Here is a 26,128-nt window from a genome sequence, read left to right on the forward strand (position 1 = left end):
TTCACCCGGGTGATACGGCGCCCGTCGCGCAGCCCGCCGGAGCCGTCGGCACCACACTTGCCTGTGCCGCACCGCACTGCTCCGAGAGCGAGGTGCCGACCATGGCCGAGTGGCCACACCCACGGGACACCGGTCCGGACGCGGGAGCCGTCGGCTCCGCCCCCGCACTGCCGACCTGGCTGGTCCCCAGGCCCCGTCTGACGGCCCGTCTCGCCCGGGGCGCCCTCGGTCCGCTGACCGTGGTCGTCGGACCCGTGGGCGCGGGCAAGACGGCGCTGGCCCTGGAGTGGGCGCACACGGGGCGGCTGCCCGGCCCGCTCGCCTGGGTCACCTGCGACGGCCGTGCCGAGCAGCCGTGCGTGTTCTGGCCGCGCGTCGTGGCCGCCCTGCGCGAGGCGGGCGTGGACCTGTCGGACCGCGTCACCACCGGCGAGGGCCCCCGGCACGTGGCCGCGCTGGCCGGCGAACTGGAGGCCTACGGCGAGCCGGTCGTGCTGGTCCTCGACGACTTCCAGCCCGCACCCGGCTCACCGATCGCCGAGGGCGTCACCAGCCTCCTGCGGCACACCTCGGGCGTGCTGCGCCTGGTCGTGCTCGCGCGCCGCGACCCGCCCCTGCACCTGCACCGCGGCCGGCTCACCAGCGACCTCACCGAACTGCGCACCGCCGACCTCGCGTTCGACGACCGGGAGACCGCGGCCCTGCTCGCCCAGCACGGCATCGACGTCCCCCGCCCGACGGTGAGCGCGCTGCGGCACCGCACGGACGGCTGGGCGGCGGGGCTGCGCCTGGCCGCGATGTCCCTGGAGAAGCAGAGCGACCCCGAGCGGTTCGTCGCCCAGTTCGCCGGCGACGACGAGGCGATCACCAGCTACCTCGTCGAGGAGGTCCTCGACCTCCAGTCGCCCGGCATGCGCAGGCTGCTGCTCACGACGAGCGTGCTCGACCGGATGAACGCCGAACTCGCCGCCGAACTCTCCGGCGAGGAGGCCGGCGGGCACTTCGCCGCCCTCGTACGCGACAACTCCTTCCTCCAGCCGGTCGGCCAGGGCTGGTTCCGCTGCCACCAGATGTTCGCCGACGTGCTGCGCATGTGCCTGCGCCACGAGGCGCCCGGACTCGTCTCGCCGCTGCACCGCCGCGCCGCGAACTGGCTCGGCGACCACGGCCTGCTCGCCGACGCCGTGCACCACCTGATCGCCGCGGGCGACTGGGCGCGGATCGGCCGGCTGATCGTGCACCGCCTGGCGATCGGCCAGGTCCTCGGCCTGACCAAGGCGAGACTGTCGGCAGAGCTGCTCGCCCAGCTGCCCGGGGAGCTGCCCGCCGACGAGCCCGAACTCGTGCTGCTCGGCGCGGCCGTCGCCCGGGTGCACGCGGACGACCAGGCCTACGAGCGGTACATGGCGTGCGCGGACCGGCTCCTGGCCGAGCTGCCCGCCGACGAGGACGACCGCGGTGCCCGCTGCCGCCTGGCCCATGCCGTCATCCGCATGGACCGGCTGCGCGCCGGCGGGCCCCGGGAGGCGCGGGCGGCCGCCGCCGACGCGGAGTCGGCCTCGCTGCGGCTGCCGCACGGCGCACTGGTCCAGCGGCCCGAGATCTCCGCGCTCACCCTCGCGATCCGGGGCGGCGGCGAGCTGCGCGACGGCGCCCTGAGGGCCGCCGAGGCCGCCCTCACCGGTGGACTGAAGGCGGCGGGCGCCGCGGGCAACGGCGCGCTGCGCAGGGACTGCCTGGCCGAGCTGGCCCTCCTGGAGGTGCTGCGCGGACGCTGCCGGGCCGCCGACGAACTCACCACCCAGGCCACCCAGCCGCCGCTGCCCGCCTGGACCGCGCCCGAGCCGCCGCGGGCCGCCCTCCACCTGGCCCGCGCCTGGGTCGAGCTGGCCCGCGGCGACCCCGCGCGGGCCCGCCGTGAACTCGCCCACGGCCAGGCCGTCCTCGCGGCGCTGCCGGACGCCTTCCTCTCCGGGATCGCCGCCCTGGTGGCGGGGCTGACCGGCACGGTGGAGCGCGGCGGCGCGCCGGGCGTGCCGATCGGCGACGTGGTGGCACGGGCGCGGCTGCCGCGCGCGATGCTGCGGACGGTGGTGCCGGCCTGCGCCGCGCTGGTCGACCCCACCCGGCCGGGACGCGTCGCGGTGAGCGCCGTACCGGAGACCACGACGACGGACGGCGCGGTGGCGCAGGCCGAGCGGCTCAGCGCACGCGAGCGCGATGTCCTGAGCCGGCTGGCGCAGATGATGACCACGGAGGAGATCGCCGAGGAGCTGTACCTCTCGGTGAACACCGTGAAGACGCACCTCAAGAGCGTCTACCGCAAGCTGGCCGTGACGCGGCGCTCGGCGGCCGTGCGGCGGGCGCGGGAACTCCAGCTGCTGTGAGCGGTCCAGGGGCGGGCTGTGCGAGCCGTCGCGACGCGTCGGGACGAAGTGCGCGCCACCCGCGCCGGGGACCGGGGCGCGGCGGCGGACCACGGGCGCGCGGGCCCTACAAGAGCCCCAACTCCCGCGCCCGCACGACGGCCTCGGCGCGCGAACCCGCGCCCAGTTTCCGGTACACGGCCCGGGTGTGACTCTTGACGGTGTTGTACGAGACGTACATCCCGTCCGCGATCTGCCGCAGCGACACCTCCTCGTCCAGCCGCCGCAGGACGGCGAGTTGACGGTCTGTCAACGGTTCCACGAGTGACGGAACGGGGCGCGGCGCGACGGCGGCCGGCGTGGGCACCGACGCCAGGACGGCCGACGCCTCGCTCATGAGCGCATCCGCACTGCGCGGATCCGCGAAGTCGTAGGCGACGCGCACCAGGACCCCGGCGATCCAGACCAGACAGGTCGTCACGGCCGTGTCGGCGGCCGCCTCCTCGCGGCCCAGCGCACGCAAGTGCCTGCGCAGCACGACCACCTGCCCCGCGGCCGACGTACGGTCGGCCGGCTCCGTGCACACTGCTAGGGACATGCCCTTCACCTCCCCATGTGCAGGGCATCACCCCTCCACAGTGGGGAGGCGCCGACGGGCCCGGGAAGGGGCTTGTCGGCCCTGTTTTGGCGGGCGCTTTACCTTTCCGGGTGCTTCGTCCTGCCGCGCCTCAGGAGGTCGGCAGCCGCCGCACCTCCAGCAGTTCGAGCCCCAGCGCCTGGATGCGGTCGAGGATCCCGTACAGGGCGGCCTGGTCGAGCCCCGAGCCCAGCAGCACCGTCTCCGCCGGGCGCAGTTGGATCGTCATCTCGCCGAACGCCGAACGGAAGGCGTCGCCGAACCTGCCCCGCACCCGGATCTCGAAGTCCGCGCGGCCGGGGGGTGTCCCGGCCGGGTCCGCCTGCGCCCCGCCCATGGCGTCACCTCCCGTGCGACGGCCTGGCCATCGGCCGCCATTCTCGCGGCACCGGGGCGGACGGCATCACCTCGTGCGGGTGACGGCGCCGTGCGCGAGATCGCGGGATGCTCCCGGTTCACCGAGGAGGAGGTTCGACATGGCTGGACAGACCTCACCGGAGCGCTCCCGCCCCGGTGCGCAGGAACCGGAGCGCCGCGTCAGCCCGGTCGCCCTCGGCGGAGTGGTCTTCGCCGTGTGCGTGATGGGCATCAGCGGCGCGTACAACGCGATCGCGGGTCTCGCCGGGATCCTGGACGACAACTTCTACCAGGCCCAGAACGACTATCCCTTCGACTTCGACCCCAACGTCCGGGGCTGGGTGCAGATGATCACCGGCGTCATCGTGCTCGCGGCCGCGATCAACCTGTTCTCCGGCAAGGCCTGGGCCCGTGCGGTCGGCATCGTGGTCGCCGCGTTCAGCGCCCTGGAGAACTTCTTCTTCACGCCGTACTACCCGTTCTGGGCGGCGATCATCATCTTCCTGGACATCGCGGTGATCTGGTCGCTCGCCGTGTACGGGCGCGGCGCGGCCCACAAGGTCTACGGAGAGCCGTTGTGACCGTCCTCGCGCCGGCCGCCCGCGGCGGAGCGGCGGGCGAACCCGAGCCTGCCGATCCGGCGCCAGTCGAGCGGGGGGAGTTCCCGGTACGCCCCCGGCCGCCGCCGCGGCACGACCACCCGCAGCGCCCCGGGCCGCACCTCGCAGCGCACCGGCGTGCGCAGCCGCACCGCCTCTCCGTCGAGGCCGACCGGGATCCACTCCTGGTCGGCCTCGACGACCACGGTGGGTGCGACGGCCCGGGTCAGCCCCGTGGCGCGTCCGCCCCGCAGCAGCCCCGCGGCCTGCGCGGCGCTCGCGACCCGCACGCCGACGCAGCCGAGCACCCCGCCGTCGATGCGGGTGCGCCGCCCGAGTCCGGCGATGTCGTGCGAGCCGTAGGGGTTGTTGCTCACCAGCAGGGCCTGCGGGCCGGAGAACTCGCTCTCGCCCGCGCGCGCCGTCAGCCGCGCGCCTTCGTGCCCCACCAGGAGATCCGGCAGCAACTGGAGGGTCGTACGCGTCTTGCCGTCCCGGTAGGACGGGCTCTGCACCACTTCCGCGTACGCGCCGAAGGACACGTTGTTGACGAAGGGCCGCCCGCCCGCGCGCCCGAGGTCCACCCGCAGCTCCACCCCGTCGTGCAGCGCTTCGAGGGCCTTGGACGGGTCGTCGCGGTCGAGCCCCAGGTCCAGCGCGAAGTGGTTGCGGGTGCCCGCGGGGATCACCAGGAAGGGCAGGTCGAGCGAGGCCGCGACATCGGCGACCAGCGCCTGGGTCCCGTCCCCGCCCGCGACCCCGAGCAGATCGGCCCCCTCGGCCGCGCACTTGCGGGCCAGCGCCGCCACGTCGGTCTCCTCGCGCCACTCCAGGAGCACCACCTGGGCGCCCAACGCCTGGGCCTGCTCCCGCAGTTCGAAGCGGCGGACCTTGCCCCCGCCGGAGCGCGGGTTCATGATCAGCACCGGGTGGCGCGGCCTCGGCGCGGGATGCTCGGGCATCTGCTCCGGTGCCGACCGGGCCACGAGCGAGGCCCGGCCCATCGCCGCCGCGAGGGCCCAGAGCGCGCCCGCCACCACGGCCACCCACACCAGCCGGGCGCGCGCGTACTCGACCAGCACCCAGATCGGCGCGGCGAGCGCCAGGATCAGCGCGAGGAACCGCAGCACCCCCCGCCTGCTGATGACCCACCAGACCGCGGCGGCCGTGACCACCAGCCCCGCGAGCCCCACGCCGAGCAACCCGAACGTCCGCACGCCCGCGAACACGCCGAGGACCAGCACCGCGGCCGCCGCGGAGGCCAGGGACGCGCGCGCCAGCCACCGCCGGGCGATCGGTCCACGGGGTCCGTGCGGTCCGGGTCCACGCATCGTCGGTTCCATGGCCGGGAGTCTGCGGCCCCGGCCTGCCGTGGGCCTCACCCCTGGCAGGCGACCTCACACCGGTGGGGTGACGCCGATCCGCCCGGCCGTGCCCAGAGTCCTCAGCGTCCGCAGGCAGCGGGAGGGAGTACGCCATGACCGAGACCGCGACCCACCACCTCACCCCGCGGGAGCGGGCGGCCCGCGGCAGGGACGCACGCGCCAAGGTCCCGCGCTCCAGCCACGGCGACTTCGCACCCGCCACGGACCGCCCCGACCCGGTCGACGTGATCGAACGGCAGTCGGCGAGCAGGCTCCCGGACCTGGTGCCGATCCGCTACGGGCGCATGCTCGAATCGCCGTTCCGTTTCTACCGGGGAGCCGCCGCGATCATGGCGGGCGATCTCGCGGGCACCCCCTCCAGCGGCTTCCGGTCCCAGCTCTGCGGCGACGCCCACATGCTGAACTTCCGGCTGCTCGCCTCGCCGGAGCGGCGCCTGATGTTCGACGTCAACGACTTCGACGAGACGCTGCCGGGCCCGTGGGAGTGGGACGTGAAGCGCCTCGCGGCCAGTCTCGTCATCGCCGGACGGGGCAACGGCTTCGGCCGGGCGGAGCGGGCCCGCGTGGTGCGCGGGACGGTCCGCTCGTATCGCACGGCGATGCGCGACTTCGCCGGGATGCGGACGCTCGACGTCTGGTACGCGCACATCGAGGCGGAGCAGCTGTTCGCCACGATGTCCGGCCGGCTCGACGCCGAGGCGCGCCGACGGATGTCCCGCACGCTCAAGAAGGCCCGCACCCGCGATCACCTCCAGGCCCTGGAGAAGCTCGCCGAGGTCGTCGACGGCGTGCCGCGCATCGCCCCCGACCCGCCCCTGGTCACCCCGCTCGGCGACCTCATGCCCGGCGTCGAGCGCGCACAGCTGGAGGGACAGCTGCGGGACCTGATCCAGCGGTACGCCCGTACGCTGCCCGGCGACCGCAGGGCGCTGCTCGCCCAGTACCGGGTGGTCGACATGGCCCGCAAGGTCGTCGGCGTGGGCAGCGTGGGCACGCGCTGCTGGATCGTCCTGCTGCTCGGCCGCGACGACGAGGACCCCCTGCTGCTCCAGGCGAAGGAGGCGCAGGCGTCGGTGCTCGCCCCGTTCGCGGGGGAGAGCGGCCTCGCCAACCAGGGGGAGCGGGTCGTCACCGGCCAGCGGCTGATGCAGGCCACCAGCGACATGTTCCTCGGCTGGGAGCGGGTCGAGGGGCTCGACGGCCGGCAACGCGACTTCTACGTACGTCAGTTGCGCGACTGGAAGGCCATCCCGCAGGCCGACCTCATGTCCCCGGACGTCATGCGGCTGTTCGGCCGGGTGTGCGGGGCGACCCTGGCCCGCGCCCACGCGCGGTCCGGCGACCGCATCGCGATGGCCGCCTACCTCGGCCGCTCCGACGCCTTCGACCGTGCGGTCGCCCGCTTCGCCGAGGCGTACGCCGACCAGAACGAGCGCGACCACGGGGCGCTGGCGACGGCGGTGAAGGAGGGCCGCGTGACGGCGCGGGAGATCGAGGGCGCGGCACGATGACGCGGATCCGTACGGCGCCGTCACGGTGGGGCGGCGCCGCGCGGACGCGGGGCGGACCGCCGCAGCGCGTCGAGCCGGCGCCGCACGGACTCCTCCTGGCAGAGCGTGCGGCCGACGGCGACGCCGAACACGATGATGGTGAAGTACACGATGAGCCAGGACAGCACCGTGAAGACCGAGCCCAGGGCCCCGTAGCGCTCCACGCTCAACCGCAGCGCCCTCGGCAGCCACAGCCCCGACACGGCCTGGAACGCGACCACTCCCGCACCGGCCAGCAGGGACCCCGGCAACAGCGAGAGCCACGGCACCCGCCCGGCCAGCAGCAGGTGCTGGGTCCACCACCACATCAGGACCGTGACCAGCACCTGGAGCGAGACCCCGAGGACGGGCCCCGCGCCGAAGGCCCGGTGCAGCGCGCCCTGCACGATCAGCGTCGTCGTCCACACCAGCAGCCACACGGCCCAGCGCCAGGCGACGAGCCGGACGCCCGAACGGGACAGGTTCCAGGAGCGCTCGCACAGGCGTTGCAGGGCCCGGGTGAAGGCGGTGGCCGACAACAGCGCCACGAGCACCCCCGCCGCGCCCCAGCTGTGCAGCACGGTGTCACCGCCCGCGGTGACGTCCTCGGCCTGCGCCGCCACGGGCCCGTGCGCACCGACGAGGGTGCGCAGCGAGTGGAGCAGTTCGCGCCGCACCGCCTGCGGCGAGAACGAGGCCACGGCGATGAGCATCGGCAGGGCCGCGAGGAACGCCTGCGCCGCGAGCCGCGTCGCCATGTCGAGGATGCTGACGTGGACGAGCTGCTGGACGACCCGGCCCGCCAGCGGCGGGACGCGAACGGCGATCCGCATGACGGCGTCCTCTCGTGGCAGGGCTCGCTCCCACCGCTCACCCTGTGGGCCACCGGGCCGCGCCACGTCGCCCGTCGCGGGTGACGGGCCCGCGTCGGCCGGGCGCCGCCCGTCCACGGCCCGGCGGAGCGCCGTTTCATCCCCCAGGACCGGGGAACTCAGTGAGGGCAGCGGGGCAGCCGAGCGCTCCCGGGAGGTTCGGCAGTGAGCCCGCCCCTTCGCCCCTTGCCCAGCGGCAAGGGGCGAAGCAGTGATCGGGGAACAACGGCACGAAGCTCCGGCTCAGGAGGACGGGGGTTCGGCGTCGACGCACGGGCTGGTGCGGCGGTGATGCGTCAGCCGGCGTTCGAGCTCCTGGCGGATGTCACGGGGCAGCACCCCGCTGCACCCCCAGTCGATCAGCGTCTCGGCCACCGTGCGCAGCTTGGTGTTGGTGTTCATCGACACCTCGCGCAGCACGTTCCACGCCTCGTCCGGTGTGAGCTGTCCGACGCCCACGAGCAGCCCCATCGCCTGGTCGACGACGGCATGCGAGCGCACGGCCTGCCGGAGCTGCGCGACCTCTTCCTTGAGTTCGCCGACCGACTTGTCCGAGTCGGCCGCGTCCAGCGGATCCGGCTCCGGTCGTTCCGGGCTTTCGTGGGTCAATCGAGCCTCCAGCACGGGGATGCGGACGCTTCTCACTGTGGCCGTGCCGGTGCCGGTGCGCAATGCCCGACAAGGGTAAAGACCCCGCTCAGCAGAGCAGCAGCGCGGCCTGCCAGGGCAGGTCGCCGAGCGGCGCGTCCGGGTCCCTCGCGCAGCGCAGGGCGAGCGCGGCGCCCGCCGCCCCGTCCAGGAAACCGGGGCGGTGCACGACGGGGGGGCCGCCGGGCGCGGCCGCGGGCCAGAGGAAGGGGTGCGCCGGGTCGGCCGCGCCCGCCAGGGCATCGGTCAGCGCCGGCAGCAGCGCGGCCAGTTCCGCGCCCCCGGGCTCACGGGCCATCAGGGCCACGATCGTGGTCACCCCTGCCAGACCGTGGCACAGCGTGGGATCACCGAGGGCGCGGACGCCGCCCGGCGGGCCGCAGGACGCGGCGACCGCGGCCACCGCCTGCCGGTTCCAGTCGGCCTCCTTCAGCGCCAGCCCGGCCAGTTGGAGCGCGCGGGCGACACCTGGCGTGCCGTAGCACCAGCCGCCGCGGGCCCGTGCCAGGTCGGGGCGGCCCCCGGACGCGGCCGTCAACTCGGCCTCCAGCGGGACGATGTTGGGCCAGCCGGTGCCGTCCGGGCTGCGGCGCGCGAGCAGCCACTCGACGATCGTGCGGATGGCCTGCTCCTGGCCCGGTACGCGCACGCCCGCGCGATGGGCGAGGGACAGCAGGGCGAGCGGGCCGGGGATGCCGTGGGCGAGGCCCGCGTTGAAGTGCCCGCCGGGGATCCCGTCCGGCTCGCTGAGCAGGATCGGATCGGCGGTCCACCAGCCGGGCACGGCCCTGCCGCCCGGTTCGGTGACCGGACGGGTGAGCGCGACGAGGTGGCCGAGGACCTGCTCGGTGGTGTCCCGGTGCGCGGGCCCGGCCGCGAGGAGCAGGCGGCCGACGCCGGAGAGCCCGGCCACCACGTCGTACCCGGCCATCCGCGCCCCCGCCGTCCCGGCCGCGACCCGGGGCGCGTCCCGCGCCACCAACTGCCGTGCCAGCCGGGCGACCTGGTCGTCGAGCCGGGCGAGGAGCCCCGCGTACTCGCCGGTCCGGGTCACGGCGGTCCGGGCGGCGAAGGCGACGGCGGGCAGCCCCGCGTACAGCCCCTCCCGCGCGGGCCTCGTCACTCCCGTGACCGCGGCCGACAGATGGGCGTGCGCGACCTTGGCGTACCCGGGCTCGCCATGGGCAAGCGCCGCGAAGAGCAGCCCCACTCCGGCGTGCCCGTCCGCGAGGGACTGACCGTGCCACAGGGAGCGGGTCTCGGCCGACTCCGCGGTCTCCGCGGCGGTCACGCGTGCCGCCAGCGCGGCCGGGTCGGCGAGACGCTCCGCGAGCAGCGCGACGGGATCCTCGGTCATGCTCCGGCCCTTTCCCTGTCGAGGTGCGCCTGGACCGCGCCGCGGGCCACGGCCAAGGCCTGCGCCTCGGCCGTACGGTCCGTGCCCAGGCGCCGGTTGCAGTGCATGTGGACGAGCGAGGCGAGCACCGCGTCCGGGGAGACGCTCAGCGTGCCCCGCTCCTCCTCGGCGCGCACCAGCCGCCCGAAGCGCTCCGGCGCCGCGAGGTACTGCTCCGCCACCGGGTCCGGCGGACCGTCCGGCGCGAGCCGGGCGAGCGCCGCCCGTCTGCGGGCCGCGAACGCCTTGTGGTGCTGCTCCCGCTTGGGATACGTACCGGTGAGCCAGCGGCGCCAGCCGCCGCCGTACCCCCGGTGGAAGGCCCGCACCAGCCCGGTCACGTCGTACGCGGTGGACAGGATCGGGTCGTCCGAGGGCGCCGCGAGCCGGTCGAGCACCAGGCGGCTGTCCGCGTGGAACACCTCCTCGGCCGCGCCGAGCAGCGCGGGGCCGCCGTAGCGTTCGGTCTCGGGGGCATAGCTGTCCAGGCGCAGCCCACGGGCGAGCCCGTCGGCGGCCAGCCGCCCCGCCAGGTCGTGGAGCCGGGGCAGGACGACGCCGTTGAGCAGCGCCGGGTCGCCGTGCAGCCGCAGCCGCAGATGCGGGCCGGGATCCGCGTACCGGATGAAGAACCAGCGGTCGACGCCGTCCGGCCCGGCGGGCGGTGCGCCCAGCTCGCTCAGGAACGCGCGCAACGGGCCCGCGAGCAGCTCGTCCTGACGCTCGGCCGAGGTGTAGAGCGTCGCGTACAGCCACGGGCCGCCGGGCGCGATCTCGTCGGTGCCGCGCCGCACCACCGGGCGCCCGGTGCGCGGGGCGGGAGCGTCGGCCGTGTCCGGTCGGCAGGGCGTCAGCGTCACCACGGCCTCCGCCTCGTGGGCGCCGTCGGGCCCGTGCAGCCAGCCCCCGTCGGTGTCCGCGCCCAGCGGCAGCTCGTGGACCACGGCCGCGCCCGTGCGCTCGCTCTCGCGGCGCAGGAGCTCCCGGTGGGCCGGGACGGCGAGGTTGAGGGGGATGCGGTGGTCGCCGAGGGTGAGCTGGACGTGGTCGGGCACGCGCCACAGGGCCCGCCACTCGTCGAGGGGCAGCCCGGTCGCCTCCAGCCGCCAGCGGGCCGGGCTGAGGACGGTGCGGCCGGTGCGCACGGCGGGCAGGAACGGCAGGTCCTCCGCGGCGCCCCAGTCCCACAGCCGCCACTGCCTGCGGCCGAACCCGGCGGCCTCGACCAGGAAGCGCACCGCGTTGGGCGCGGTCAGCTCGCGGTTGAGCACGTGCAGCGCCGACGGGGTCAGCTCGCGCCCCCGTTCCGTGCACACGATCCGGAAGCCCTCGGAGTCGGCGCCGACGGCGATGGAGTCGAGCGTGAGGTCCGTGACGCCCGGGACCTCGGGGCCCGGGTGGGCGCCGACGACCAGGCGCCCGTCCAGCCAGGTCGGCACCTGGGCGACGTTGGCGTGCCGGTGGTGCGAGGCCTGGTGGTGGACCTGGACGGGCAGCCGTCCGGTGGTCGCGCGCGCGGTGCGCACCGTCTGCCGGATCGCCTCGGTCTGCGCGGGCGGGAAGAGGTGGGCGAAGCGGCCCATGTGGCCACCGGACGCGGTGGCCGCGCCCACCAGGACCAGGGTGAAGTCGCCCCGGTCCACGGCGGCGGCCGACTCCGCCGCGATCTGCACGACGACTTCGAGGGACGGCGGACGCACGGAGTCGGCGGACTCGTCGCGGTCGGCCGCCTCGAACCTGCGCAGCCACTCCTCGTCCAGGACCGTCTCGCGCGCCCCGCGCGCCTGCGCCTCGGCCGCGAGCCCCAGCAACAGCCTCTGGCGCGCGGCTCCGAGGGGCACCGGACCCGGGTCGGGGCGGTGGCTCGGGGGCAGCCGGTACCCGGCCGGGGCACCGAGGCCGATGTCGGGGTCGAGCAGCTCCTTGACGGGTACGTAGCGCCCCAGCCCGTACCGCTCGACGAAGTCCTGGTGGTACGGGGTCAGGCGGCCCGGCCCCGGGGGCGAGAGGCGCCACAGCGCGGCGGCGGTGCGCTCCAGCTCCTCGGCCACCGAGCGCGCGAGCACGACGGTGCCGTCCAGGCGCAGGTCCACTTGGACGGCGTGCGCGGGGGTGGCCGGGCGCCTTGCGGTTGGGCGGGGGAGGGCGGCCGGGTCGGGAGCCGAGTCCGTGCCGGGATCCTGCGCCGTGCCGGGATCCGCCGCCGCGCGCTCAAGTGCCGTGCGCCAGGCCGCCGTTCCCTCCCCGAGCGGGGTGCGGCGGTAGTCGGCCAGCGACGCGCGCAGTGCGGCGACCCACCGCGCGGCGGGCGTGTCCGAGGGGAGCAGCGCCTCGACGTGTGCCAGCGGATCGGGCGCGTCGAGCGGCGGGCGCAGCTCCGTCAACAGCACCTGTGCCCGGATCAGTTGGGCGACGAGTCCGGCCACGGCGCCGTCGGGGGCCCCGGGGAAGCGCGATGCGACCTCCCGGATCAGGTCGGCGCAGCGGACGGGGCGGGCGGCGGCCTCGACCACGGCGCGCACGACGGGGGTGTGGCGCAGGGTCCGGGTCGTGGGGCGGCTCTCGTCCGACGCGGTGTCCGAGCCGGCGGCGTCCGGGCCCGCGGGGGCGAACGGCAGGACGAGGCGCCCGCCGCGCACGAAGCACAGCCCGTTCACCACCACGCTCAGCCCCAGGTGGACGGCCGGGTCGCGCTCCCACTCGGCGACCAGCCGGGCCAGCCGCCCGGCGTCGGGCCGGGCCGCTCTGTGCCCCGCGCCGGTGAGTTCCCCCTTGGTGGTCGTGCCGAAGGAGCCCCACAGGACGCCCGCGAGGAGCCCGAAGGGGGTGGGGCGCGAGGCGGCCCTGAGCAGGTAGCGGGTCACGGCCCGGTGGGCCTTGCGCAGATCGGACACGGCCATGGGGGCGTCCGCGAGGACGGCGTCGACCGTGCGGGCGAGGGAGGGGCTGGAGACCTCCAGTGCCTCGCGGAAGCGCGGGTCGGCGATCAACTCCACCAGGTGGGAACGGAGTTCACCGGCCTCCGCGGCTTCCACGGCCTCCGCGCCGGACTCGTCCGGCCCGTCCCGCACCACGTCCCGCCAGGTCGCGCGGACCCTCGGCCGGGCCAGGAGCGGCGCCCTCAGCAGCACTCCGTCCGCGCAGCGGAACACCGGTCCCGCGCTCTGTCCACCCCGCATCTCCGCCATGTCCCCTTACTCGATGCACCATGAAACGGACCAGGGAATTCCCGGTTCCCCTCCTGGGGAATGGCGCCACACTAACCCCGACATACCCTCCCCGTAACCCCTTGACTCCGTCCGTTATCCGTACCTAGATTCCGCTCCTGTCGCCAAAAGGCGATGATTCGACAGGTTCGTAGGAAGGAATTCCCATGTCCGAGACCGTGACGCAGGACCTCTTCGACATCGACCTCACCGAGACCGCCATCCAGGACGTCTCCACCGAGAGCGCCGCAGGCGCCATTTCCGGTGAGGAGTCCTGCTTCCGCACGTGCACGACCTGTTCGCTCTGCTGACGCGGGCCATGTGAAGAGCCGGTTCCCGCGGTGTGCGACACCGCGGGAACCGGCTCCTGCCGAGGCGCCGGTGGCGCCTCGGCGTTCGTACGTTCGATGGGTGGGGCGATGGCGAGGGCAACGGGAATTGCCCTTTCGGACGCGGACCCCGGAGCGGCCGGGCAGGGTTTTCGGATCCCCGGCAGCACCATTGACGTGGCGGGACTTTATCGGTGACGCTTTTCGGTGTCCGATGGCAGAGATCCCGCCGAATCACCGGCTGAGGCAGCGTCAATTCTCCTGCCGAATTCGTGGGCGAAAACGCCCGCGTCCGTGACTCTCTCCGTGCCTCGCCCCGTGACCTTCTCCGTCGCTCAGCCCGTGCCGAAGTCGGCCATGAGGCGGGCCTTGGTGGAGTCCGCCTGCGCGCGCACGGATTCCACGACATGCGGCTTGAAGGCCGGGGTGTCGAAGTGCCGCACCAGGCGGTCGAGCGTGGCGCCCGCCTCCTCCACATCCCCCTGGCGGGCATACGCGCGCGCGAGCCGCCGGGCGGCCAGGTTCAGGGTGAGGTTGTCGACGCCCTTGCCCTGCTCGGAGGCCTTCACGACCGGGGCGAGCTGCTCGATCGCGGACTTGGTGTCCGGAGCGCGGACGGCCAGCCCGGTGCGATCGGGACCCAGGCTCTTGAACTCGTGCTCGGCGTTGAGGCCCTTCGCGAGACGCGCGTACACCGCGAAGGGGTGATGGGCGTGCCGCTCGATGACCTCCTGGAGCGCGTCGTTGCCCGAGCGCAGCGACGGCGAGTCGGAACCGCGCAGCACGAGCAGCTTGCCCTGCTCCTCGCCCAGCATCAGCTCGGCGAGCTGCGTGTCGGTGGCGCTGACGGGATGCCGCACGGTGACGCCGAGCACCGGCGAGACGATCCTGGAGCCGTCGGAGGCCTGGTAGGACGCGCGCAGCTGATAGGTGCCCGGCTGCTGGAAGTAGTGCCCGTCGCGGCCGTAGCCGATGAAGGCGCTGGCGTAGACCGCGGGACGGCCGGTGTCCAGATGAATGGTGTCGTCCTCGTCGACGCACCGCAGCCGCAGCGGCCGGTACAGGACCGTGCGCCCGGAGGGCTGCCGGATGGCGATGTTGACCAGCCCGTCGTCCGGGTGGAGGTGCCCGTGGGTGGAGCGGCCGCGCAGGTCCGTCGTCTCCAGCTTCAGTTCCACGACGACCGGTTCACCGAACGCGAAGCCGCTCTTGGCGACCCGCAGGCCGAGACGGAGCCCCGACGTGTCGGCGAGCGGTTCGTCGAAGAGCTCGGGCTCGATGTCGGCGGCACCGGTCGCGAAGGGGTTGGCACCCATGATCACGTTGCGGTAGAAGCCGTGCCGCAGATGGATCAGCTCGTTGTCGGTGAACTGGAAGGGGAAGTCCCCCCAGTACGCGGCCGTGCCGCTCGTGCCGGACGACGACTGGTAGTTCTGCGGGTACTGCATCCAGGACAGATCGCCGAACCCGTTCCTCGGGCCGAGCGGGGCCGGCGGCCGGGCCAGGTTCTTCTGCCAGGAGTGCAGCAGGTTGAAGGAGTGCCCGAGCTCGTGCACGTACGTGCGGAGCTGGGCGCGCTGGGACTCGGGGTCGGCGCCCTTGATCAGGTCGTAGAAGACCGCGCAGCCCTGGCGCTGGAAGGAGTCGGCGGCGTCGAACATGATGCCGCGCACCCCCGACAGGCCCTCGTAGGCGCCGGCCACCAGCAGCCACACCTTCCACTGCGGGGCGTTCCGCCACAGGCTGAAGTTGGTCTGCATGGCGCCGTGCAGTTCGGAGTCGGTCCAGCCGTTGGCGCTGTCGGCGATGACGTTCGCGGCGCCGGACACCAGTAACTGAAGGCCGGCTTCGGCGTACGCGCCCGGCACGTTCAGCACCCGGGCGGGGCTGCCCGGCGGCTGCGGCAGCGCACCGGTGTTGTAGGAGAGGAACGGCACCTTGCCGGTCACCGAGTCCTGCTCCCACTGGACGGCGCGGAAGTACGGGGAGACGTACGGGCACACGTAGCTCGCGCCGGGCTGACCGGACGTGGTGAAGAACTGGGCGGTGGCGGCGCCCGGCGGCTGATTGGTCCTGCGTCGCGGGACGGTGACCCGCACGACCGGGGCGCCGCTCTGCCAGGTGAACGCGCCGAGTCCCGTGACGACGATCTGGGTCGCGGTCGAGGTGACGGTCGGGCTGTGCACGACGAACGACCCGGAGTACGCCGTCGTACCGCCGCTGGTGGTGAAGAAGTCCCCACTGACCCTGCGCAGGACCTTGGAGCCGCTCCGGGTGCTGTCCACGTCGACGCGCAGTTCGAGCTGGAAGCTGCCTCCGGTGCCGCTGTACCGGCCGCTCACCGGACGGTAGGGGAGCGCTTGGGGCGCCGCCTCCTGTGGGTCCGGCGCCGCCTGCTCTTCGGCGAGGCCGGAACCGGTGGTCTCCGTGACGGCCTGTTCCGCGACCGCCTCCTGCTCCTGGCCGCTCGCCCGGTCCTCGGCCGGGGGAGCGTCGGTCAGGGGCGAGGTCGACAGGTATGCCGTCCCAATGGTCGGGTCTCCGCTCTCAGATGACATGGCGTCAAGTTCTCCGTTCAGCCCGGGAAGGGGCGTTGAGGGGCGGAGAGGCGGCACGCGGCGGCCGTCACGCGGCCCCGGGGAATCAGTGCGCTGCATCGCGGATGCAGCCGGGGAAGCGATGCGCTGAAAGGTGGGTGTCGACGGGGGCGCTGTCGCGCGGTCGTCGGCGGGGGGCGCTACAGAGGGGCTGCCGACGAGGGAGCGGTGTGCTCCCTCGCGGTGGCCGATGGGGGAGTGGCGCCGTCTCTCGCGGTGGCCGATGAGGAAGAAGTGGTCCCTTCCCTCGCGGTGGCCGATGAGCCGGTCAGCGCCTCAACTCCCGGCGCAGCAACGACAGCTCGGCCGGGTCCAGGCGGGTGGCGGCGAGCTCGGCGAGCGAGTGCTCCAGGGAGCGGCCCGGGTCCTGGAGCACCCGCTCCGAGCCGTTGCGGTCACGGACGACGACGACCCCGCCGGACACCACGATCTCCACGATGTCGCCCTTCGGGTCGCCGGTGATCCGCAGTCCGCGGTAGCCGAGACCCTCCGGCGGAGCGGCCCCGGGAGGCGCCGGCGGCAGCGCGGCGATCCGGCCCACCAGCTCCTCCCCGGCCTCCGGCGCGAGGCCGAACACCGGATTCGGCCGCCCGCTGTAGAGATCGATCTCGACGTCCATGCCACCCGCGTCCTTGCTGCTCGCTACTTGATCCGCTGCCGCTGCGAATTGCACCCGTAGAAGTATCCGCAGAAGGCCGTGTACGGCCCACGGTTCGCGGTCTCCGGGTTGTAGATGACGTTGCCGCTGTTGTCGGTGTTACGTGCCGCGGTGCCGCCGGGCTTGTGGCCCCAGAATCCCTCCTGCTGCTTGCGGTACCAGTGGAAGTCGATGAAGCCGGGACCGGGAGCGATGACCAGCGCCACCAGGTAGCGCGGCTTTTCGGAGTCCGGGAAACAGTCGAACCTGTGATGCATTCCGTCGCACAGAGAAGCGCGCGTGACTTCGGCACAGGTGATGGCCTTGTACATGTTGCCGCAGCCACGGCCGGGCTGGGCGAACGTATTCGTCCGCCAATTGCTGGCGTAGTTGTAGCAGTTGTTGTTGAGGCGCACGGTCGCGTCGTTGTTCCAGAATCCCGGGTTGAACGCGCCGAGTTCGATGGTGCAGGTGACCTTCGTGGTGGCCTCCTCGGGCCCCTGCTCCGCTTCGGCGTCCGCTTCCGCCTCCGCGGTCGCGGTCCGGTCCGTGACGGTGAGACGGGCGGGGGTCGCGAGCTGCGGGATCAGGAACTCGCGCAGCGCGGCGTCCAGCGGCGGTGCCGCTTCACCGGACTCGGCGGGTTCTCCCCGCTCCATCAGGGTGACGAGCCGCTCGCCGATGTCGGCCGCCTGGCCACCGCGTGCCTGTGCGCCGACCGGAAGGTACAGCCTCGGCTCGGCGCCGAACTCACGTCCGAACTCGTCGTTGAGCGGTTCGATCCAGAATCCCCGGACTCCGAGCCCGCCCTCGGCGGGCGCTTCACCGAGGAACAGGTTCCGGTTGCTGTCCACCTCGCGGAGCAGCGCCCTTACCTCGTTCTCGTCGGTGATGTCGGAGACCGGATCCGGGAGGCCGGAAAAGATATCGGCCGTGATGCGAAGCATATGTTGATCCCCCTTTTTCTTCGCAGCAGCGGATTGCCGGGGGACTTTCCGGCCCCCGGTCGGCTGTCCCCGGGGCTCCGAGGCCGCAGGGAATCTTCTGGTCGGTCCGCTGCGCCGGTTGCAATGACAAGGGATATACACCGCATCGCATCTAGCGTCAACGGCAAATAAGACCGCTGGTGTTTATCGACCAGCACCTACGGCACTTGCAGCGGATCAGTACGCCAAAATCGCTATCGCGATTGGATATCCGGAATCGGCGCATTCTGTACCGGCCCGGCGCACGAATGTCACCGAGCACCACCGGCGCCGCTCTCGGTGGTCGCCCCGGCCCGCCGTCAGCGGCCGTCGCCACCGCAGCACGTGCCGGACATCGCGTCGGGGGACGCGGCGGACGTGAGGTCGGCGGACGTGAGGTCGGGCGACGTGCCGCCGGGCTTCGTGGCGCGCACGATCGCCGAGTGCATTCCGTCGGCGACGGCGTGGGTCGGCGTGAGCGCGATGTCCGTGAAGCCGGCCGCCGTCAGTCCTTCGCGGTATTCGGCGAAGGAGAGTGCGCCCGCGATGCAGCCGACGTAGTCGCCGCGCTCGGCGCGCTGTTCGGGGGTGAGCCGGTCCTCGGCGACGACGTCCGAGACGCCGATCCGGCCGCCGGGCGCGAGGACGCGGAACATCTCGGCGAAGACCGCGGGCTTGTCGGTGGACAGGTTGATCACGCAGTTGGAGATGACGACGTCGATGGTGCCCGCGGGCAGGGGGACGGCCTCGATGGTGCCCTTGAGGAACTCGACGTTGGTGGCACCGGCCTTCTGCCGGTTGGCGAGCGCGAGAGCGAGCATCTCCTCCGTCATGTCCAGTCCGTACGCCTTGCCGGTGGGACCCACCCGCCGGGCCGAGAGCAGGACGTCGATGCCGCCGCCGGAGCCGAGGTCGAGGACGCGCTCGCCCTCGTGGAGGTCGGCGACGGCGGTGGGGTTGCCGCACCCGAGGGAGGCGGCGACGGCCTCGGCGGGCAGCGCCTCGCGCTCGTCGGCGGCGTAGAGGGTTCCGCCGAAGTTCTCGTCGATCTCGACGGCCTGCGGGCCGCAACAGGCGGTGCCGCCTTCGGTGACCTGGACGGCGGCGGCCGCGTAGCGCTCGCGGACGGTCTCGCGCAGGTCGACGGTCTCTTCACTCATGGCATGCCTCCTGAAAGGTGAGGGCTGGGATGGGCACTGCATGGGGGTGCCTGGGCACTGCCTGGGCACTGCATGGGCACTGCATGGGCGCCGAATGGGATCTGGATCAGCCTGTTTCGATGTTTCTCGATGCAAGCTTGCGCCTTGAGTCGACGTTCGTCAATATAGAAGAATGTCGAAACAGGAGCTTGTGGTGCTCGGCCGGGAGGCCGGGGACGAGTGCTGTCCGGGACTGCTGACCACCCCGCTGGACGAGGAGCAGGCCGCCGAACTGGCCAGGGTGTTCAAGGCCCTCGGCGACCCGGTCCGCCTGCGGCTGCTGTCGATGATCGCCTCGCGCGAGGGCGGCGAGATCTGCGTCTGCGACCTCACCCCGGCCTTCGACCTGTCCCAGCCGACGATCTCCCACCACCTCAAGCTGCTGCGGCAGGCCGGACTCATCGACTGCGAGCGGCGCGGCACGTGGGTGTACTACTGGCTGCTTCCGGAGACCACCGACAGGCTCGCCGGAATCCTCACCCGCCCCGGACGGCCCTCGCCCGCGGAGGCCTCCTCGTGAGCGACGGCACCACCGCACCGGTCGCCCGCCGACTGTCCTTCGTGGACCGCTACTTGGCGGTGTGGATCCTGGCCGCGATGGCCGTCGGGCTGGGTCTGGGGCGTCTGGTGCCCGGCCTCGGCGACGCCCTCGCCGAGTTCACCGTCGCCGGGGTCTCGCTGCCGATCGCGCTCGGCCTGCTGGTGATGATGTACCCGGTCCTTGCCAAGGTCCGCTACGACCGGCTCGACACCGTCACCCGCGACCGCCGCCTGCTGATCCCGTCCCTGGTCCTGAACTGGGTGCTCGGCCCGGCGCTGATGTTCGCCCTCGCCTGGATCTTCCTGCCGGACCTGCCCGAGTACCGCACCGGCCTGATCATCGTCGGCCTGGCCCGCTGCATCGCGATGGTCATCATCTGGAACGACCTCGCCTGCGGCGACCGCGAGGCCGCCGCCGTCCTGGTCGCCCTCAACTCCGTCTTCCAGGTCCTTGCCTTCAGCCTCCTCGGCTGGTTCTACCTGTCCGTACTGCCCGGCCTGCTCGGACTGGAGCAGACGGCTCTCGACGTATCCGTCGGGGAGATCACCCGCAGCGTCCTGATCTTCCTCGGCATCCCCCTGGCCGCCGGCTTCCTGACCCGTAGACTCGGCGAGAGGGCGAAGGGGCGCACCTGGTACGAGTCGGAACTCGTCCCGCGCATCGGACCGTTCGCCCTGTACGGGCTGCTGTTCACCATCGTCGTACTGTTCGCGCTGCAGGGCGACGCCGTCACCTCGCGGCCGCTCGACGTCGCCCGGATCGCGCTGCCGCTGCTGGTGTACTTCGCCGTCATGTGGGCCGGATCCATGGCCCTGGGCAAGGCGGTCGGGCTCGACCATCCCCGCGCCACCACGCTCGCCTTCACGGCCGCGGGCAACAACTTCGAACTCGCCATCGCCGTCGCGATCGCCACCTTCGGCGCCACCAGCGGACAGGCCCTCGCCGGAGTCGTCGGCCCGCTCATCGAGGTCCCCGTCCTCATCGGCCTCGTGTACGTGGCGCTCGCCGCCCGCCGCCACTTCCCCGACTCCCGTGCCCCGGCGGCCTCACCGGCCGCCGCGTCGGAAGGCTCCGCCCATGTCTGAAGCCGCCAGGCCCTCGGTCCTGTTCGTCTGCGTGCACAACGCCGGACGTTCACAGATGGCAGCAGGATTCCTCGCCCACCTGGCGGGCGGCCGTGTCGAGGTCCGCTCCGCCGGTTCCCTGCCCGCCGAGCAGGTCAACCCGGCCGCCGTCGAAGCCATGCGGGAAGTCGGTGTCGACATCACCACCGCCACCCCCAAGGTCCTGACCGCCGAGGCCGTGCGGGCGTCCGACGTCGTGATCACCATGGGCTGCGGCGACGCCTGCCCGGTCTTCCCCGGCACGACGTACCTCGACTGGCAGCTCGACGACCCCGCCGGGCAGGGAGTGCCCGCCGTGCGTCCCATCCGTGACGAGATCAGGTCCAGGGTCGAGGCGCTGCTCGTCGAGCTGCTGTCCTGAGGGAGGGTTCCGGCCCCGCCTGCCGGTCGCCCTGCCCGTGCGGGCGGTGATCAGGCGGCCTTGCCGCGGGCGATGTAGAGGTTCATGGCGGTGAAATCGACGGTGACGTTGTACGGCTTGTGGAAGCTGTGGAAGAAGGCGGCCGGCACGTCGAACCCGTAGGGGGCGAGCGGCGCCTGGGGGTGCGTCTCGCAGTAGATGTCCTGGGCTGCGGCGTCGCCGAGGCGGATCTCCTTGGGGTAGCAGGGGTAGGTGACGGCCGGGTGGCTGTGGGCGAACGTCCCGATCGGGCGGTCGTGGTCACTGCGGATCCCCACCTGCTCGGCCGTCCGCGCGAAGACGACCGCGGCGCTCTCGCCGCCGCTTCCGCCGAAGTTGACGCCCACCACTCCGGTGCGGGAGCCGGTGGCGCCCGCGACGCTGCCCCTGGTGTGCAGATACTGATCGGCCAGCCACAGCGGCAGGGCTTCGGCGCCCGCCCGCGCGGCGGCGGCGCGTGCCTTCCTGGCCGTGTCGGGGGTGCGGCGGCGCAGGATCAGCTGCCGCCCCGCGTAGTCGAAGGTGGTCAGCAGGTGGGCGAAGACCCACGTGCCGATCATGCCGTCGCTGTCGGTGCCGACGTCTTCGCCCGACTCCTTCGACGACCAGCCCACGGGGATGTTGCGCAGTTCGATGCCGCCGAGCGTGAACGAGTCCAGTATCCCGAAGTGCGCCCATATGCGGCCGCCCTCGAAATCGATCTGCTGACTGGTGACGGGGGTCAGCCCGGCCTCCTTGGCCGCCGTCGCGGTCAGGTTCAGGTTCGTGGCGCCGGTGTAGAACGTGAAGCGCTTCGGCGGCCCGCCGTTGAGCGAGGCCTCCACCAGCGGCGCCGGGTCCATCTGCTGGAACTCCAGCCGTGCGCTGTCGCCGTGGACCTGATACGCCTCGCCGCGGAAGGCCGCGAACCACTTCGCGTAGGCGTCCTCGCCGGCCGCTTGCCAGTGTGGTGCGGACAGGGAGAGTTTGTCCTGCCGCATGTAGCAGTCGCCCAGGAAGTAGTGGGCGTTTTTGTCGTCGGGCGCGAGCCGTACGGCGGCCTTGAGGTACTTCTCCGCGTCGCGGAACTCATTGCCCAGCAGGGCGACGTGACCGCGCCGACGGGCCGCGTGCAGGTTCTCGGGATCCTTCCTCAGGATCTCCTCGTACGCGCGACCGGCCTTCTCGAACTCCCCGGCCTTGAACAGCGCGTCCGCGTCGCCGTTGCCGGTGAGCGCCGTCGCCGCCCCACTCAGCAGGGGCGCGGTCGCGGCGGCTCCGGCCAGCACGGCGGCACCCCGTAACAGCGAACGACGGCCCCATGTCCCGTTGTTGTCAGCCACAGCTGCTCCTTCTCGTGTTGGCCTTCGTGGCCCCACTGAAGACGCCGGACTGTTGCGGGGGCGTATGCGCTTTTTGATACGCCCGCGATACACCACGGCCAGGGAGGGGCGAGGGGCGAGCCGCGGGACCGCGCGGTCGGCGCGGTCCCGCGATCGGGCGTCGAGCCGGTGCGTGACCACCACGGTGATCCGGTCGGGCGCCATGGCCCGCAGCTCACGGAAGATCTGGTGCTCGCCGCGCGCGTCCATTGGAGTTCCCAGCCGACGATGGGGATCGCCGACCCGCGCGCGGGCCCGGCGGACGCGTGGCCCGCGGCAATTCCGGCGCCGGGCGCGCGGGGCGATGACGTTCGCGCGTCAGCCCGAGATGCGGGCCTCGATGCCGTCGAGGAGGAAGTCGAGGCCCGTCCGGAAGGTCTGGTCGGCGTCCAGGTGGGGGCCGTCGTGGACGACCGAGGCCAGCGCGGGGAACCGGCCGGTGGCGAGGATCCGTGACAGGTAGGGCCCGAAGGCGACCTGCCACTGCCTCTTGTCCATCCCGGTGGCCCGCTCGGCGCGCCGCTCGGTGATCTCGCGACGCACCGCCCCGATCACGTACGCGTCGACCGCGCCGACCGCGGGCACGACGACGTCCACGTCGACGTCGCCCATCGCGGCCAGTACCTTCTCCCTCCTGGCCAGCGCGTGCGGCCCGAGCGGGGGCCGACCGCCGATCAGGTCGGCGAGCCATTCGTGCCGGTGGACGGCGTCCCGGACGGCTTCGGCGAGGGAGCGCAGCATCTCGCGCCAACCGTCTCCGGCGGGCTGGATCTCGGCGTGGACCGCGTCGACCATGAGGTCGAGCAACTCCTCTTTGGTGGCGATGTATCCGTACAGCCGCATCGGCCCGACGCCCAGTGCGGCGGCGACCTTGCGCAGCGACACCGCCTCCAGGCCGCCCGCGTCGGCCAGCCGGATCGCCGCTCGCACGATCCGTTCCCGGCTCAGCGGGGCCGGCACCGGTCGTTCCGACGGTTCAGGCCTCTCCCACACCAACATGCCGCGACAGTACACCGCTTGGATCGGTACAGTGAATTGGTCAATACAGTGTATCGACCGATGCGGCGAATTGGGGGCAACGACCATGAGGACAGCCATCGTTGGAGCCGGTCTGGGCGGCCTGGCCCTGGCCCGGGTGCTGCACATCAACGGCATCGACTCCGTCGTGTACGAACGGGAGGCGGCGCGCGGCGCGCGCGGTCAGGGCGGGATGCTCGATCTGCACTCCGGGACCGGGCAGCGGGCGTTGCGCGAGGCCGGACTGATCGACGGGTTCCACGCGATCGCCCGTGGCGCGGGGCAGGACATGCGCCTCCTCGAACCGGATGGCACCCTCCTGTTGCAGGAGGACACACCCGACGACGCCCCGCTGGAGCGGCCCGAGGTCGACCGCGCCGATCTGCGCGACCTGCTGCTGAACTCCCTCCCCGACCACACGGTGCGCTGGGGGCACGCGCTCGACACCGCGGCCGACGGCCTGTTGCGCTTCGCCGACGGCGGCAGCGCGACGTACGACCTGCTGGTCGGCGCCGACGGCGCGGCCTCCCGGGTCCGTCCGCTGCTCACCGACGCCCGGCCGGCGCACACCGGCCAGAGCGCCGTCGAGCTCGGCATCCCCGACGCCGACCGCACCCACCCCGACCTCGCGGCGATGGTCGGGCGCGGCAACTACTGGGTGCTCGGCGACCGGCAGTCCCTGGCGGCGCAGCGCAACGGCGACGGCCGCATCCGCATCTACCTCAGCTTCTACGACACCGCCGAGGACTGGTTCGCCGCCAGCGGCATCCCGTTCGACGACCCGGCCGCGGCACGGGCGCGGCTCGTCGACCTGTTCGCCGGCTGGGACCCGCGGTTCACCGCGCTGATCGCGGCCTGCGACGACATGGTCGTACCGCGGTCGATCACCACTCTCCCGGTCGGCCTGACCTGGCCGTCGATGCCGGGCGTCACGCTGCTCGGGGACGCCGCGCACCTGATGCCGCCGGTGGGGCAGGGCGCCAACATGGCGCTGCTCGACGGCGCCCTGCTCGGCATCGCGCTGGCCGCGCACCCCGACGACGCCCCCGCCGCCGTCAGGGAGTACGAACGCGAGATGTTCGAACGCACCGGCGCCGCAGGGCGCCAGTCCGCGCGGATCCAGGACGTCCTGGCCGCGCCGGACGCCGGCCGGAAGATGCTCGCCTTCTTCCGGCCCGGCTGACGGCGAAGGCTCTTGACCGGTGACGCGAGGCGTCAGGGCTTGCGGGCCACCGCCCCGTACATCGCGATGGCCCGGTCGTCGACGCCGGCCTGCTCGGCGCCCGGACGCCACTTGTGGACCTGGGTGACACCCGGGTCCACGAGGTCCATCCCGTCGAAGAACGAGGTGGCGGTCGCCAGGTCGCGCAGGGCCATGGGCATGCCCTGCTGCGCGTACTCCTCGGCCACCCGCCCGACCTCGCCGGGCGCGAAGTCCGCCGTACCGATCGTCAGCGCCAGGAAACTGCCCGACGGCAGCGGGTCCAGCAGTCGCCGCACCAGGCGGTGGTCGTCGGGCGGCAGGATGAAGTGGAGGATGCCGACGACCATCAGGCCGACCGGCTCCTTCAGGTCGATCAGCGCGCGGAACTCCGGACTGTCCAGGATGGCGTCCGGGTCGTGCATGTCGGCGTCGACGTAAGCGGTCTCGCCCTCGCGCGTGCCCTGCAGAAGGGCGCGGGCATGGGCAAGGACGATCGGGTCGTTGTCGACGTAGACCACACGCGACTCGGGCGCCACCCGCTGCGCCACCTCGTGCAGATTGGGGGCCGTGGGCAGACCGGTGCCGATGTCCAGGAACTGCCGGATGCCCTGTTCCTCGGCCAGATAGTGCCCGGCGCGGTGCATGAACCGACGGTTCTCCAGCATGTGCACCGGAAGGGCGGGCCAGTGCTCACACATCTTGTCGCCCGCCTCGGCGTCGACGGGGTAGTGGTCCTTGCCGCCCAGGATGTAGTCGTACACCCGCGCCGAATGAGCCGTCGACGTGTCGATCCGATCTCCTGCGCCGTGCATGGGCCACTCCACTCTCCGCTGTTGACACTGATCACTCTGACGCTACAACGGGCCGTGCCCCTTGGTCACTCGACGACGGGGTGCAGGGAGAACGTCCCGTTCGAGGCGGGGAACGGGCCCCAGATACCACTGCTGATCGGCGGCTCCGTGGGCGTGGTCACCAGGGGTTCGGGCGGGGGAGTGGTTGTTTCGCCAACCAGCCGTTCCTGTCAGGCATATGACGTCCCGTCATCTCACTCCGCGAAGCCGGACTCCGGTCGCCTCCCCGGCGGAGGGCCGCGACCTCAGCGGCGTGGGAGGATCGCCGACAGGCCGAACTCGAAGCGTTCGCCGAAGGATTCCGCGCCGAGGTGGGCCAGCGTGCGGTGGAGGGCCGGGTGGGCGGTCCCGGAGACCGCGCCCGCCAGGCGGCCCTCCAGGGACTGCCGCGCGGTTGCCTGCTCCTCCTGGGTGAGCCCGAGCGCCAAGTACGTGATGGTCCAGGTGGTCCAGGCGGCCTCGCGCTCCCCGAGGCCGCCGTCCAGCAGCGCGCCGACCAGGGCGTCCGCGAAACGCAAGGTGCCCGGTTCGGCGGCGTTGGTGCCGACGACGAGCGCGGCGCCGTCGCGGTGGGCGAGCAGGGCGTTCCGGTAGCGGCGGGCCAGCTCGCGGACGCGCTCGTCCCAGGGGTCCGGCAGGCCGGTGAGCGGGATCTCGCCGACGACGGCGTCGGCCATGAGCTCCAGCATCCGGGCCTTGGTCTTCACGTGCCACAGCACGGTGTTCATCCGCACGCCGAGCCGGTCGGCGACGGCCCGGGTGGACAGGGCGTCCAGGCCCTTCTCGTCCATCAGCTCCAGCGCCGCACGGATCACCGTGCCGGGGTCCAGGCGGGCCCCGCGCTCCTCGCTCGCTTGCCTCTTGGTCATTGACCTAGTTTACTGCGGCGCACACGTATTGGTCAGTGA

At 73.0% G+C, this 26,128-nt stretch carries 23 protein-coding genes; 8 read left to right on the forward strand and 15 right to left on the reverse strand.

The window, feature by feature from the left end; translation table 11 throughout:
* The first annotated feature begins 101 nt into the window (after window positions 1–101).
* Entirely contained in the window at window positions 102–2,387 is a 2,286-nt protein-coding gene (locus AB0L89_RS15235) for a LuxR C-terminal-related transcriptional regulator (RefSeq protein WP_365140213.1), read from the forward strand.
* A gap of 106 nt (window positions 2,388–2,493) precedes the next feature.
* Here the strand turns inward: AB0L89_RS15235 and AB0L89_RS15240 are convergent, their stop codons facing one another.
* Window positions 2,494–2,964: a LuxR C-terminal-related transcriptional regulator gene (locus tag AB0L89_RS15240; protein WP_365140216.1), complete on the reverse strand. Its 471-nt coding sequence runs from the start codon at window positions 2,962–2,964 to the stop codon at window positions 2,494–2,496.
* Window positions 2,965–3,094: 130 nt separating this feature from the next.
* Complete coding sequence (locus tag AB0L89_RS15245; protein WP_365140219.1) at window positions 3,095–3,340, reverse strand: hypothetical protein; 246 nt, start codon at window positions 3,338–3,340, stop codon at window positions 3,095–3,097.
* A gap of 139 nt (window positions 3,341–3,479) precedes the next feature.
* Between AB0L89_RS15245 and AB0L89_RS15250 the strand changes: the two genes are divergently transcribed.
* On the forward strand, window positions 3,480–3,941 hold the full coding sequence (locus tag AB0L89_RS15250; RefSeq protein ID WP_365140222.1) for a hypothetical protein: 462 nt from the start codon (window positions 3,480–3,482) through the stop codon (window positions 3,939–3,941).
* Here the strand turns inward: AB0L89_RS15250 and AB0L89_RS15255 are convergent.
* Window positions 3,923–5,290 carry a diacylglycerol kinase family protein gene (locus AB0L89_RS15255; protein WP_365140225.1) on the reverse strand — a complete coding sequence of 456 codons (1,368 nt, stop codon included), beginning with the start codon at window positions 5,288–5,290 and terminating at the stop codon, window positions 3,923–3,925. The two genes, AB0L89_RS15250 and AB0L89_RS15255, sit on opposite strands and share 19 nt — an antisense overlap.
* A 146-nt stretch (window positions 5,291–5,436) precedes the next feature.
* Here AB0L89_RS15255 and AB0L89_RS15260 point away from each other — a divergent pair, with 146 nt between their 5' ends.
* Window positions 5,437–6,855, forward strand: coding sequence for a DUF2252 domain-containing protein (locus AB0L89_RS15260; RefSeq protein ID WP_365140229.1), 1,419 nt, complete (start codon window positions 5,437–5,439; stop codon window positions 6,853–6,855).
* 20 nt (window positions 6,856–6,875) lie between these two features.
* Here AB0L89_RS15260 and AB0L89_RS15265 read toward each other — a convergent pair whose 3' ends face one another.
* The 4 genes from AB0L89_RS15265 to AB0L89_RS15280 form a co-directional block, all read right to left on the reverse strand.
* Window positions 6,876–7,706 carry a YhjD/YihY/BrkB family envelope integrity protein gene (locus AB0L89_RS15265; protein ID WP_365140232.1) on the reverse strand — a complete coding sequence of 277 codons (831 nt, stop codon included), beginning with the start codon at window positions 7,704–7,706 and terminating at the stop codon, window positions 6,876–6,878.
* Between the two features lie 282 nt (window positions 7,707–7,988).
* A complete protein-coding gene (locus AB0L89_RS15270; protein ID WP_365140235.1) occupies window positions 7,989–8,354 on the reverse strand; it encodes an ANTAR domain-containing protein in 366 nt (121 codons plus the stop codon).
* A gap of 88 nt (window positions 8,355–8,442) precedes the next feature.
* Window positions 8,443–9,750: a lanthionine synthetase C family protein gene (locus AB0L89_RS15275; protein ID WP_365140238.1), complete on the reverse strand. Its 1,308-nt coding sequence runs from the start codon at window positions 9,748–9,750 to the stop codon at window positions 8,443–8,445.
* Window positions 9,747–12,977 carry a lantibiotic dehydratase gene (locus AB0L89_RS15280; RefSeq protein WP_365140241.1) on the reverse strand — a complete coding sequence of 1,077 codons (3,231 nt, stop codon included), beginning with the start codon at window positions 12,975–12,977 and terminating at the stop codon, window positions 9,747–9,749. The genes AB0L89_RS15275 and AB0L89_RS15280 overlap by 4 nt, the downstream gene beginning before the upstream one ends.
* A 185-nt stretch (window positions 12,978–13,162) precedes the next feature.
* Between AB0L89_RS15280 and AB0L89_RS15285 the strand changes: the two genes are divergently transcribed.
* Window positions 13,163–13,306, forward strand: coding sequence for a hypothetical protein (locus AB0L89_RS15285; RefSeq protein WP_365140244.1), 144 nt, complete (start codon window positions 13,163–13,165; stop codon window positions 13,304–13,306).
* Between the two features lie 353 nt (window positions 13,307–13,659).
* On the opposite strand, the gene AB0L89_RS15290 is transcribed toward AB0L89_RS15285, so the two are convergent.
* The 4 genes from AB0L89_RS15290 to arsM form a co-directional block, all read right to left on the reverse strand.
* Entirely contained in the window at window positions 13,660–15,882 is a 2,223-nt protein-coding gene (locus AB0L89_RS15290; protein WP_365140247.1) for a hypothetical protein, read from the reverse strand.
* A gap of 307 nt (window positions 15,883–16,189) precedes the next feature.
* Entirely contained in the window at window positions 16,190–16,540 is a 351-nt protein-coding gene (locus AB0L89_RS15295) for a hypothetical protein (RefSeq protein WP_365140250.1), read from the reverse strand.
* A gap of 23 nt (window positions 16,541–16,563) precedes the next feature.
* Window positions 16,564–17,505 (reverse strand): hypothetical protein, encoded by a 942-nt coding sequence (locus tag AB0L89_RS15300; protein ID WP_365140253.1) that lies wholly within the window; start codon window positions 17,503–17,505, stop codon window positions 16,564–16,566.
* 338 nt (window positions 17,506–17,843) lie between these two features.
* Window positions 17,844–18,683 (reverse strand): arsenite methyltransferase, encoded by an 840-nt coding sequence (gene arsM, locus AB0L89_RS15305; protein WP_365140256.1) that lies wholly within the window; start codon window positions 18,681–18,683, stop codon window positions 17,844–17,846.
* Window positions 18,684–18,855: 172 nt separating this feature from the next.
* Between arsM and AB0L89_RS15310 the strand changes: the two genes are divergently transcribed.
* From AB0L89_RS15310 to AB0L89_RS15320, 3 genes are read left to right on the forward strand one after another with little or no spacing between them, the layout of a single operon-like run.
* On the forward strand, window positions 18,856–19,242 hold the full coding sequence (locus AB0L89_RS15310; protein ID WP_365140259.1) for a metalloregulator ArsR/SmtB family transcription factor: 387 nt from the start codon (window positions 18,856–18,858) through the stop codon (window positions 19,240–19,242).
* The gene (gene arsB / locus AB0L89_RS15315) at window positions 19,239–20,348 is read left to right on the forward strand and encodes an ACR3 family arsenite efflux transporter (RefSeq protein ID WP_365140262.1); all 1,110 of its coding nucleotides are present in this window, start codon (window positions 19,239–19,241) and stop codon (window positions 20,346–20,348) included. Before AB0L89_RS15310 ends, arsB begins: the two co-directional genes overlap by 4 nt.
* The gene (locus AB0L89_RS15320) at window positions 20,341–20,748 is read left to right on the forward strand and encodes an arsenate reductase ArsC (protein WP_365140265.1); all 408 of its coding nucleotides are present in this window, start codon (window positions 20,341–20,343) and stop codon (window positions 20,746–20,748) included. The genes arsB and AB0L89_RS15320 overlap by 8 nt, the downstream gene beginning before the upstream one ends.
* 50 nt (window positions 20,749–20,798) lie before the next feature.
* Here AB0L89_RS15320 and AB0L89_RS15325 read toward each other — a convergent pair whose 3' ends face one another.
* The gene (locus AB0L89_RS15325; RefSeq protein WP_365140268.1) at window positions 20,799–22,109 is read right to left on the reverse strand and encodes an aspartyl protease family protein; all 1,311 of its coding nucleotides are present in this window, start codon (window positions 22,107–22,109) and stop codon (window positions 20,799–20,801) included.
* A gap of 357 nt (window positions 22,110–22,466) precedes the next feature.
* Window positions 22,467–23,147, reverse strand: a complete 681-nt coding sequence (locus tag AB0L89_RS15330; protein ID WP_365140271.1) for a TetR/AcrR family transcriptional regulator C-terminal domain-containing protein — start codon at window positions 23,145–23,147, stop codon at window positions 22,467–22,469.
* Between the two features lie 85 nt (window positions 23,148–23,232).
* Between AB0L89_RS15330 and AB0L89_RS15335 the strand changes: the two genes are divergently transcribed.
* Window positions 23,233–24,348 (forward strand): FAD-dependent monooxygenase, encoded by a 1,116-nt coding sequence (locus tag AB0L89_RS15335; RefSeq protein ID WP_365140274.1) that lies wholly within the window; start codon window positions 23,233–23,235, stop codon window positions 24,346–24,348.
* Between the two features lie 32 nt (window positions 24,349–24,380).
* Here the strand turns inward: AB0L89_RS15335 and AB0L89_RS15340 are convergent, their stop codons facing one another.
* Together AB0L89_RS15340 and AB0L89_RS15345 are read right to left on the reverse strand one after the other, a co-directional pair.
* Window positions 24,381–25,181 (reverse strand): SAM-dependent methyltransferase, encoded by an 801-nt coding sequence (locus tag AB0L89_RS15340; protein ID WP_365140277.1) that lies wholly within the window; start codon window positions 25,179–25,181, stop codon window positions 24,381–24,383.
* Between the two features lie 284 nt (window positions 25,182–25,465).
* A complete protein-coding gene (locus AB0L89_RS15345) occupies window positions 25,466–26,089 on the reverse strand; it encodes a TetR/AcrR family transcriptional regulator C-terminal domain-containing protein (RefSeq protein ID WP_365140280.1) in 624 nt (207 codons plus the stop codon).
* Window positions 26,090–26,128 lie beyond the last annotated feature (39 nt).

Source organism: Streptomyces sp. NPDC052114, from assembly GCF_040680155.1.
Lineage (GTDB): Bacteria > Actinomycetota > Actinomycetes > Streptomycetales > Streptomycetaceae > Streptomyces.